Source organism: Prevotella sp. C0209C1 (genome assembly GCF_056583855.1).
In genome coordinates, this window is sequence record NZ_JBWPJP010000044.1 from 1 (window position 1) to 11041 (window position 11041).

Consider the following 11041-nt stretch of genomic DNA (forward strand, 5'->3'; position numbering starts at 1 on the left):
CAAGTCTTTTCGATTAGGGGGCTTACTTTTGAAAAAATAAACCCCGAAGTCCAATTTTACTGGGCTTCGGGGAGGATATTTATGCTCTTTTGAGTTTTACCGGACAGCAATAGTTTGATAACAATGCTTTTCTCTACAACTTTTTCTTCTTTGCCATTGCCAGCAATCATCTGTAGTTTGTAAGTACCAGCGTCCTCGAAACGAATGGTCGTCGTTTCACTTGTAGGAGACAGCACATTGGCTCCTACACATACCCAATGATAAGACAATCCTCCTGTGGTGAGATTGGTTGTCTTCAACGTGAGTGGGGCTTCCCAGTCTTGATAAACAGGTAGAGGCGCATACGAAAAATCGGCTTGCATAGGAGGTCGTAGGGTTAGCGCCTTAGTACGTTCCTCGTATTTACTGCCATTGAATACTCTCAGGTGGATCTTATGCTCACCACCGTCCGCAAAGGTTATCGTGCCCGGATGCTGTCGGTTGGATGTTGAGGGAACACCTCCTTCAAATGCCCACTCGTATTGTCTTCCACCTTTGCTTTTGTTGATGATGGAGACAGTTCCTGGAGCAATATCATTGATTGCCACGGTAAAATCAAAGTCTATCGTCATGGCGGAGTCAACTCTGAGGGTCTGCTGACTTGTCCTTTCCTCTACAGCATTCCAGACTCGCAAGGTTATTTTGTGCTCACCTGCCTGAGTAAACACGACCTTAGCCGGAGTTCTCTCATTGGAACGATCGGGAGTTCCACCCTCAAATATCCATTCATACTCATCTGCTCCGTAACTTTCATTTTTTAGTTGAATAGTTACAGGAGAGGTCTTATCTTCCGATGCCTCTATAGTGAATGCAGATTCGATAGGAACAGCAGTCTCTTTTAGGCAGGATGACAGTAATGTGGTAAATAACAATATTGCTATTGAGCGATATGGAACATTACACTTTTTCATATTTCATTACCTTTTTGTATTCTCGTTCGCCTTTTAGATAAGTTTAAATTCATCCAAGGAACAACTTTTTGCACAAATTTCTCAATATTTTTCATCAATCTCCATATGATTTTTCTTGATTCCTAATTCCTTGCATTTTTTAATATAGAAGTCTTTTATATCTTTGAAGTCCTGATAAGTTCTATCTCTTTTAACAAGATCTACAAACATATGAAATCCATAACCTGTATCATTAATTATAATGCTATAGATTCCTGTCCCATTTTCACGTTTACAAAATGTAATATTTCCCAATTCGTCCTTGAAATGATTTCTCCAATCCATTGTGTTATCCCAATGGCTATATAATGGAACATATTGATTTCCTTCTTTAAAGTTGCGAGTCAGATATTTTGTTTCTCGATAATAACGTACAGAATATACATTGTAAAAATGTAATGAGTCTAAGGTAATATGCCTCCAAAATGATTCTTCAAGGCATTTCTTAACATTATTCTCTAAATATGGAACATTAGATAAAAGTACTATCAGATGCCTTGAGCTTTTCCCAACGTTGGACGTGTCGGACTCTAAAACATAATATCCTGTTGGAATAGTAAATATATCACTTCTAAAGTGATAACTTATGACTATTCCTAAGCAGCAAAAAACCATATTTGCTATTATAATTTTATATTTAGTTTTATTTATCATCATTACTTCAATAGATTTTCAAAGTCAATTTCTTTCGATATCATAGTCACAAACGGTTTGTATCCTCTCATGTATTGGAGGATGCCCCATGCACATAAACCATCTGTAGTCATAATATCACGTATTGTCAATTCCTAATTCTTTTCGCTTCTTTTTCCAGAAGTCATTTATATTATCAAAATCTTCTCTATACTCAAAATCTTCATAAGGAGGTTCAAACCAATGAAAAACTATAGACTGCTTGGCGATTCTGCAAACATAAGATCCTGTTTTATCCTCTCGGCAAAAAAAACATACCTCTCCTAATCTATCTTCTAGATGATTTCTCCAGTCCATTGTATTATCCCAGCTACTAAATTCTGGATTATATTGCCCCCCTTCTTTAAAATCTTTAGTGAGATATTTTGTCTCCCTATAAAACCTATAACCATACATAGAGTTATATCTATTTATTGTATCCAGTGTTATATTTTTCCAAAAGAAAGTTTCTAAGTTTCTCTTTAATGAGTTCTTTAGGCAAGGAGCATTCGCCACAAGGATAATACTTGCTGCATATATCTTTTTCTCATTGTCATTACCAGTATTACCAGTACGACATTCAAGGACATAATAACTGCTTTTGTCAATCATATTGCATCTTGATATAAAAAAGATAAGACTTCCAAGGCAAAATACTAATCCTCCCAAAAAGAACTTTCTCATATTCATAATCTTCCTTCTATTTCAATTTCTTTTGACATCATTGTTACGAATGGCTTATATCCTCTCTTATATTGCAAAATGAACCATGAACAGAAACCGTCAGCAGCCTGTTGACAAATAGAATCTGGAACAACGGGAGCAAGTTTTCCAACCCGATCTTGCACTTTCTCCATCGATCCAAATTTTACAACATCGTCTTTATCTAATCCAAAATGGTCGAAGACATCGAATTTTAATTTAGCCCAATATTTTTTTGTTGTAGCATCATATCGATAGTTTAGCAACGTCACTTTGAATCCCCAGGTGTCATTCAAGGCAAAAGTTAAGCCGTGACGTTTATCCGAAAAAGAAGAAAACATAGGACGTTTAATGTTAAATTGTCCAATATAATTACTTATAGAGAGTCTTGATATATCACCGTTAACAACTCTAAGAGCTTCATGTAAAAGTCGCTTAACCTCGGAAATCAAAGATTGGGTCGTTTCCTCTTTAAACACCGCATCCGTTAGTCTTGAATCTGTATAATGATCTTCAGACGTTTGATATACTTGTCTCTGCCACTCGGCTATTATTCTCTTGTTATTATCTTCAAGGTCACCACTTGATACCCACTCCGCCAAATTGATTAAGTTTTTGAACAGTTCATCATCAGATTTTTTACTGAGCCGCTCAAGGTTTTCCCTCACTTTGTCATCCTTGATAGTTGAAAGATCGAATGAAGTGCCAAACTTCATATCTTCAGCAATTTTATCTGATGCTGGAGTCAAACCTTTACCTTGTGCATCTTCAAACTCATATTCTTCACGGTCTTTTTTCAGACCAAAGCCCGGTTTCGTTACTGTTTGAATCAGAACTCTTGGCTTTATAGCAGGAATCTCAGACTGTTCAAACAGAGAAAGAATAAAGTCTCCAACACCATTACCGGTCTTTCCAACAGTTCCATCAGTACAATCATACTTTTTATTTAAGCGGTCTTTGTCTAACTTCGTACCTATTCCATATGCAACTCCAGGCATATACATAGTTATTGTATTACTATTTATACTTAAAGGATCTATTCTCTTGATTTTTATATAAGGTATAGTTACAAGTACATCGTTATCTCCAAATTCAAGTTCCTTAAATAGTATTTGTGCGAGTGCATTCCAATCCTCTTCGATACCATTGCCCTTTTGGACTTGAGTAGACAGAACAACAAACTTCCGCTTCTCAGTAAGCCCTTCTCCTCTGTAATTGAATTGCATTGTAAGTGTTTTCTGAAAATTATCGAGTGTAGTTATGCCTTGTTGTGGCAGATTATTGAATTTATCTTTTAGCGCATTCAAAATATCCGACTCTTTAGAAAGTGTTATCTTTGTATCGTTGATCCCATCCCTGATGTATTTGGCATTTGTATCTTTGATATAGAAACTCTTGAGATCCATAGCATAAATTCTCTGATCTCCACAGGTAAAATTATCTACATCAAGAAGGAATATTTTTCCATTTACATTTATTGTGTAATTAGCTGGATTAATAATAATCTGGACTGGTTCCTTATTAGAAAACTTTGTCTTCCAAGGTACAGTGTCCCCTTTTGCTGTGTAACTATAGCTGTCAAAATCCTTAGTATGAGTTCTATACCATGTTTTATAAGAATGACCATTTATTTCAAACTCTGCAATACTTCCAGAGGGAGCGGGGCGTATAGAAGTGTCGCTATAAAAGAGGGCTTTTATGATAGAACCGTTCGGCAATTCGATTTTATCCCCTTTTGCAGATAATAGTGACTTTTGAGAGTTCATTATAGCATCAGATACATCCTGAGGAATACATACCATACGACTTTTGTATCGCTCTATTTTAATATCCTTAGCTTTATCCATAGCAGTAAATACTGCAGGATTAGCCATGACATTCCATTGGAAAGCTGCTATATCTGTTCCATCCTTGTAGTCCAGTAAATTGTTTGTTGTGCCCTGCGTGTCTTTGCCATATTCTGCATCAAAGGTATGCTGTAAAGTGAAGACACCATGTCCTACTTCATGAGCAATGGTACGAACCAATGAAGTTGTATTATAGCCGTTAGCTGTAAAGATATAGCCAAATTGACTCTTGCGAGGCATTTCACCCAACAAGTCTTTATTTTGTCCTTCAAGTCCCTTGGCTCCATTTAGAACAAATAGGTAGACGCCGTCAAGTGTCCCTGCTTCCTGCTGGTAAGTCTTCTGCAGATTGAGCATCTCTGGAGTCTCTTTGAGTTCCTTGTCATAGCCCAAAAAAGACTTACCGACCGTACTCAGCAGTCCATCCTTTTCACTTTCTACTTCCCAGTCATAATTGCCGCGCATGCTTTCATCCACATTCACTGTAAACTGCACGCCAACAGGATTATAGATGGTGTTGAGTTGCTGTTCAATAGCAGATTTATCTAACTTAACTTCGTTTATCGGAACAAGAGTTACCTTATGCTGCTGTTTCGTATAGCTCACCACACGGAGTTTGCCGATGACCACTCCTTCGTAGACGGCACAAACATCATAACTTGCACCAGACGATACGGAACGCAGGCTAATCGTCCATGTCTGTTCTGCCTCATTAAGCTTTGCCGGCAGTGCAGCAGTATTGGGTTCAGAGGCAAAGTGAACCTTTTTCAAGTCAATATTCCTCAAGTCATCATACTTTGCCGTAACAACATCATTCTCTCCCACAGGAACAAGTTTCCAAGGTGCAATATACCCCTTTGCAAACGGCTTGTAGAAACGATCCACCTTGACACTCTTCTTGTACCACTTCTCCTGACCATCATCAAAGGCATATTTTCCCTCTCCGCGTTCAAAGTGTATATAGCCATACTTGCTTGATAGGGATTCCGTATTGAAATCTCCGATACGAGTTACAGGCTCACAGGTGAGTTTTATGTTTCTATCTTGATTTCCATTTTCGGCATCATCATTTGTCCCTCCGGCATCCTGTTCTGCCGGGCTGATCTGATAGGTATTTCCTTTACTGTCCGTAACCAACATGGGGAAAATACTCTCATACGAGGCGTTTTCCGGCACATCTGTTTTGATGGTCTGTGGGTTACCGTCTGCATCGATCGTTTCTAACGCTCCACTCTCAGAATTATATGTAAACTGCGGTATGTCGGGAAGGGTAAATTCCATTTTATGCTCACGCATACGGATCGTAGCCGGTTTGATGTCCTTGCCGCCGTCATCCACATAGTCAAGATTGGCTATCTTTGCTTTTTTCTCATCGTAGGACGCTTCCACCGTTCCGTCTATCTGGAAGTTATCCAAATTGATGCGGAGTCGGTCGAAACGAAGTGCAACGGGAGCATCGATAATGGTTTTCAGTCGAGTCTTACCACGTCCAGAATACCAGCCGTCTCCTAATGAGACAGCCTCTGTTATGGTCATCGGATAGTCGCCACCAATGGTAACAATGTCTCCGGCTTTAATCCGCAAGTTAGGCTTCTGCGAAAGGTCTTCTCTCACAGATTCCTTGCCACAGTCAGCCAGCAGCTCGTCATTCCGGCTACTGAGCGTAAACTCATGTACGTCCGAAAAGACAGGACGATCATCCGTGCAGAGCGTACCTACACGCCATTCGTATGTCCATCCCGGTTTCAATTGGACGAGTGTAAGGTATTCGCCAGCAACTCGTGTACTGCTCCATTCGTAAACATTTAGCTTCGTCTTAGGACGACATTCCACGACATACCCCGTTGTGCCAATGACCTTGTTCCATGAAAGTTCCAATTTGGCAAAGCGGGGAAGAGCTTTCAACCCTGTCGGTGCTTGACAATTGTCATTAAGATAGAACCAGTTGATTTCACTGAAGCCGCCATTCTCAAACATGCCGACTTCATCAACCCCGTCACGGGCAATTGCCTGTACTTGCCAAGCGTAGCATCGATTTGGAAAAAGGATAGGTTCAAGATGGGTATAGTTCAACGTTGTATTACGGGTACGGATACGATATATCTCATTGCCATAAGCAAACGCAGACTGAGGAGCTGCGCCATTGTCCGGCAGTTCCTTCAATACAAACTCATACTCTGTTCCGGCAAGTCCCTGATGGCGGGGCATCCATTGGAAACGGATATAGAGAGGCTCTGTGATACCTATTTGTGCATCTTTCTCCGGGAAATTAAGCAAAGGAGGTTTCTTTACATCCAAATAAGACCGTCCCGTATGCCAAGCTGAAAGCGTTCGTCCTGTATAATAGTCTACCACTTGCACGGAGAACTCCGTATATCCCGTGGGTAACTGACCGTTATGCAGCCTGCCATTAATTTGCAGGTTCTGTGGCTGAAGATAGGGGGACAGGTCTATATTGGTCAGGCGGGTCGGGACATTTGCACTGAGCTCCAGAATCGGGTAGTTGATTTCCTCACGGCTGGTGGCAAGAAAACCTGTACTCTTAATCCTGATGCGCAGTCTGGCAAGGAGCAGGGGTTGCTGTAGATCTCGATTTAGAAGAGTTACAATGAGCCTGTCCCGGCTCCCACTATAGTAATCAGACAAGTAAGGACTTTGAGGAGACGGCCATTGAACGGTAGCATGAATTGGGTAGTATTGAGCACGCAAAGGCTGCCCTACCCCCATAAACAGGAGCAGGAGTAGTAACAAATATCTAACCAACCGATGATGCTTCATACTTGTATCGTTCTATTTATATTTATAGCGTTTTGATATGTAATATAACGCATATTAGTGCATAAAATTATATCTTTTGCCCCACAAAATAATTCTTAGAATACAACTTATTGAAAATAAAGAAGTTACCTTGTTGATATAACTAAACAGGTAACGATTTGGAAACGAGCGAGTTACTTGGTTTCGCTGTTTTCTGACTAACAAAGAACGCTTGTTATTCTGTTTGCAAAGATAATACTTTGTCAGCGAATAACAAGCGTTTTTGATGAGATATTCTTCTTTCTGCATTTTTGTAATGCACTCTTTCGTTGGAATGGGATTATAATCCACGTCCTCTTTTCTTCTTTTTGTTGGCTTGGTTCCTGAGCTTGCGCTGCCACGCAGCTTCGGCATAGTCATTGCCTTGTGTACTTGGTGTAATCAAATCGCCCAACCCTTCCACAACTTCATTGGCTGCACTAACAATGGTGTCTGCCACTGCACCAATGGGATTCTGCACTTGTGAGGTATCATTGTCTTGTGAGATAGAGGAGCGGCTTGGAGGTACAAGTTGGTAGCCTGTATTAGGTTGTTCTTTCTTTTATATTGGCTCTTGTATCGTTTGGTGTGGTTTCTTCTGTTCTTCCTTGTTGGTTTCTTCAAAGTTCTTCTGCAGGGAATGGTAGCCGAATTCCCTGCCAATTTCAGATGCCTTGAATGTATGTTCTCCGTATGAGAACTTCAAGCCATAGACCTTGCCCTGCTTGTTCTTCAAGCGGTCAATGGTTACGCCACTCTTACTAAGGTCGTAGAGAAACATGGAATATCCAGATATGCCACTGCCCTTGTATTTGCCGAGTAAGGCATAGCAGATTTGTTGCACCTCTGTCTTTGTCTGTTCTCTCGTGGGATTGGCTTTTACCTTTTGGTGCTTCCTTTCTGCCTTGACCTCCTTTGCTATAGTCAAGTTTTTCTCCCTGCTTATTTCCTCCGCCACTCTCGCTGCCTTGTTGCTCACAAAGGTGGTATCATAGACTTCTCCATACAGACTGATACGGTTAGCTATTATGTGAATGTGTCTATTATCGGTGTCCTTGTGCGTTACTGTCACCCATTGGTGGTTGTCAAGTCCCATTCGCTTGGCAAACAAATGTGCTATCCACATATATTCGGACACAGACAGCTTTTTCTCGTCCTGCGGTGCGATGCCAATTTCGATACGGAGAAACTTGTTCCTGCAACGGCTGTTGTAGTTACTGACCACTTTCATTTCATCATAGATTGTCTTTGGCTCCCTGCTGCAAAGATTGTGGAATGCAAGCCGACTACCGAGTTTGCCTTCCCTAAAAATATAGTCCAAAGCCGTGCTGCCATGCGCTATTGCCTTGCATTTTCCTATCATCTCTCTTCATATTTAAGACCAACATGAGACCTCTGCAAAACCTTACCCCATCCTCTATCATTCTTGTTTTTGAGCACTATTGGCTCACCCGCAGTCAATATTTTTGATTTTTAGGCTGTATATGCCCTATTTCATCCCATATTCTCCCCTTATTTGAGAGAATTAGACACAATTATCCCTGGAGTTCGATATAAATTGTAGGCAATAGCCTCCATGATGTGTTGTGCGTGAGTCTTAGCTAAACCTACATATCTGGCTATCCCACCATGAAACCATCTGTGAATAGATCCAAAGGTACGTTCCACTTTGTACCGTGTCTTGCTGATGGCTACATTAACACGCTGCTCTCTTTCCGTTAGCTTACGTCCCCTTACTCCTTTGTGCATGATACGACTCTTGAACTTCATACGTTTAAGTACATCCTTGTTTGCTGTAGAATCATAACCCTTGTCGGCATAAACAGGTGTACCTTGTGGAAGTTTAGCTTTTTCTAATGGCTTTTCCAAATGTTTGATGTCACTTTCGTTAGCTGGTGTGGTTTCCTCGTCTATCACCAAACCGTTCTCATCTGTAACCGAATGTCGCTTGTAACCTAAGTATAGCTTCCCCATCTTCTTTACCCAACGTGCTTCACTATCAACATTGGGCTTGACGATCTCTTTAACCATTGCCTTTTCTGCCACATCCCTGCCTGATTCCTCATTGCGATCCTCAACTACTTCGTATTCCTTACGGCCGCGAGGTCGACGAGGGCTATCTGTGATACTTGCATCAACGATGGCACCACGCTTAACCAAAACACCAGCCAGCTCTAACTGGCGATTTATCTCTTGCAGCACATTGTCGTAAAGGTCGGCTTCAACCAAAATATTACGGAAACGGCATACAGTTGTACTATCTGGAGCGCAGTCATCCAATCCTAAACCAACAAAGCGGCTGAAGGATAAACGATCATTTACCTGTTCTTCGACCTCGCCGTCACTCAAGCCATACCATGTACGAAGAAGCTCGGTCTTGAACAACACAAGGCTGTCATAGCTTGGACGACCAGTGGGACGGTTGCCTTTGGTGTAAGCAATTTCAATAAGTCCACGAATGGGATTCCAGTCGATTATCTGATCAATTTGTAAGAAAAAGGTCTGTTTAACCTTACGATGACCAACTATTAGGTCAGCAAAACTCGGAGAAGAAGGACATTGTTTCATACTATAAATGTACAAAAATATGATGAAATGAGCAAATTTTGAACAATGAGTTTTGCAGAGGTCTCCTTATATATATCATTGTCTACACGAAAATGGGGGTCGTAAAATCTCTTAAATGCCTCTTTGGCACATAGCGAAAGGTTCTTAATGATATGTACCCACCTTTCATCTTTAACCTTGATAAGGTTAGAAATCTGCCCATAGAACCGTCCTGTATGCTGAAGTATACAAATGGCTTCCCTTTCATTGTCGGTCATCTTGGGGACGGCTGCCACCTCTCCATTTAAGAGTATCTCACGGCAGTAGTCGGAAAACTTACGTCCCGCGCTTTCCGTCTTTAACTTGATACGATGCTTTTCCTCTAAGGTGCATCTTACCTTGATGAACTCTGTCTTGTTCATCTTCTGCTCTTCCTTATTTTGTTGCTGCCATCGGGCAGTCTTTCTATTATATCTGTTCATATAAGTTTCTTTGAAAGTTTATCATTATAGATGATTCATTGTCTCTTAATTCTTGAATACTGACCGATGAGAACAGAGTGATTATCTCCCCGTTAGTTTGACGAGGGGAGCAAGGGCAGTTTGTGGGTACAAACTGACGTCTTGCAATGTCAGCTAACATTCCGTTTACGCATAAGGCGTTTTGTTGCTTAGAAGCGAATGCCATACATTCAGTGCCTAACTGCGTTCGTGGCATTCCCTCCGTTCTATATGTTCGGCAAATGCCTGTTGTCATGTTCCCTAAAAAAGGGTTGAGGGTTTTGGATGGAAAGCTTGTCCCTCTTCAAGAAAGCCCTCACCCTTTTTCTGTGGCTCACAACCTTCTCCATTTTTCTATATCCTCACCATACTCTTCCAGATGGAGGCGCACGATGTTCTCTACGAAACTTGAAAGGTTGCTGCCCCTGTCGCCTAACCTGCGCACGATGAAGTCGGCACGCTCCTGTGTGTCCCTGCTCAGATAGACCGCCTTTCGGTTGCACAGTTTGGTTGGCACAAGATAGGCTTACTTGTAGGCTTCGAGTGTTTTCTTCCTCATTTTGGAGCTGATGCGTCTTTGAACAGCCATATTCTCAGTATGCCGTGTATGCTCGGATGGCGTGGGCTGTTCTATGGCATGTTCTGTTTCTTGTTGTTTTTGCTCTTGAATATTTTTCATTCCCTTTGCTCGAAATTCAGCTACGGTTTGTTCACTTGAACTTTCAGCTTGGCTCATACTGAAAGATTTCCTGATGGTATTTTCCATTTCCTCATTGCTGACTGTTTTCTTTTCCATACTTCTATCTTATTTTAAGTTTGATTTGTTTTATTTTGTTGCTTGTATTTTGAGATTTCTCATGCTCACGAACACGGCTGACGTGATATTCGTTAAGGTCTTTAAAGTCTCTATAATAGTCATCCCTTAAAAACTATATTTCAGCATAAAGTTTGTATTGACAAGCTTTATGCTGATTCTTTTTATAAGGTA

General features: G+C 41.0%; 7 protein-coding genes and 3 pseudogenes. All 10 read right to left on the reverse strand.

What is annotated here, in order from left to right; all coding sequences use genetic code 11:
• Positions 1–56: 56 nt before the first annotated feature.
• Positions 57–950 carry a PKD domain-containing protein gene (locus tag AC1DCD_RS09595; protein WP_353585694.1) on the reverse strand — a complete coding sequence of 298 codons (894 nt, stop codon included), beginning with the start codon at positions 948–950 and terminating at the stop codon, positions 57–59.
• Between the two features lie 81 nt (positions 951–1031).
• Complete coding sequence (locus tag AC1DCD_RS09600) at positions 1032–1646, reverse strand: hypothetical protein (RefSeq protein ID WP_353585695.1); 615 nt, start codon at positions 1644–1646, stop codon at positions 1032–1034.
• A gap of 114 nt (positions 1647–1760) precedes the next feature.
• Positions 1761–2345, reverse strand: a complete 585-nt coding sequence (locus AC1DCD_RS09605; protein ID WP_464643485.1) for a hypothetical protein — start codon at positions 2343–2345, stop codon at positions 1761–1763.
• Between the two features lie 2 nt (positions 2346–2347).
• On the reverse strand, positions 2348–6988 hold the full coding sequence (locus AC1DCD_RS09610; RefSeq protein ID WP_464641300.1) for a DUF3289 family protein: 4641 nt from the start codon (positions 6986–6988) through the stop codon (positions 2348–2350).
• 319 nt (positions 6989–7307) lie between these two features.
• Positions 7308–8369 (reverse strand): annotated as a pseudogene (locus AC1DCD_RS09615) (relaxase/mobilization nuclease domain-containing protein).
• A 149-nt stretch (positions 8370–8518) separates the two neighbouring features.
• Positions 8519–9574, reverse strand: a complete 1056-nt coding sequence (locus AC1DCD_RS09620) for an IS5 family transposase (RefSeq protein ID WP_464641302.1) — start codon at positions 9572–9574, stop codon at positions 8519–8521.
• Complete coding sequence (locus AC1DCD_RS09625) at positions 9571–10035, reverse strand: plasmid mobilization protein (protein ID WP_353585699.1); 465 nt, start codon at positions 10033–10035, stop codon at positions 9571–9573. The genes AC1DCD_RS09620 and AC1DCD_RS09625 overlap by 4 nt, the downstream gene beginning before the upstream one ends.
• Positions 10022–10309: a hypothetical protein gene (locus tag AC1DCD_RS09630; RefSeq protein ID WP_353585700.1), complete on the reverse strand. Its 288-nt coding sequence runs from the start codon at positions 10307–10309 to the stop codon at positions 10022–10024. The genes AC1DCD_RS09625 and AC1DCD_RS09630 overlap by 14 nt, the downstream gene beginning before the upstream one ends.
• 78 nt (positions 10310–10387) lie before the next feature.
• Positions 10388–10849: pseudogene (locus AC1DCD_RS09635) on the reverse strand (DUF3408 domain-containing protein).
• A 4-nt stretch (positions 10850–10853) separates the two neighbouring features.
• Positions 10854–10967: pseudogene (locus AC1DCD_RS09640) on the reverse strand (toprim domain-containing protein); the annotation flags it as partial.
• Between the last annotated feature and the right edge of the window lie 74 nt (positions 10968–11041).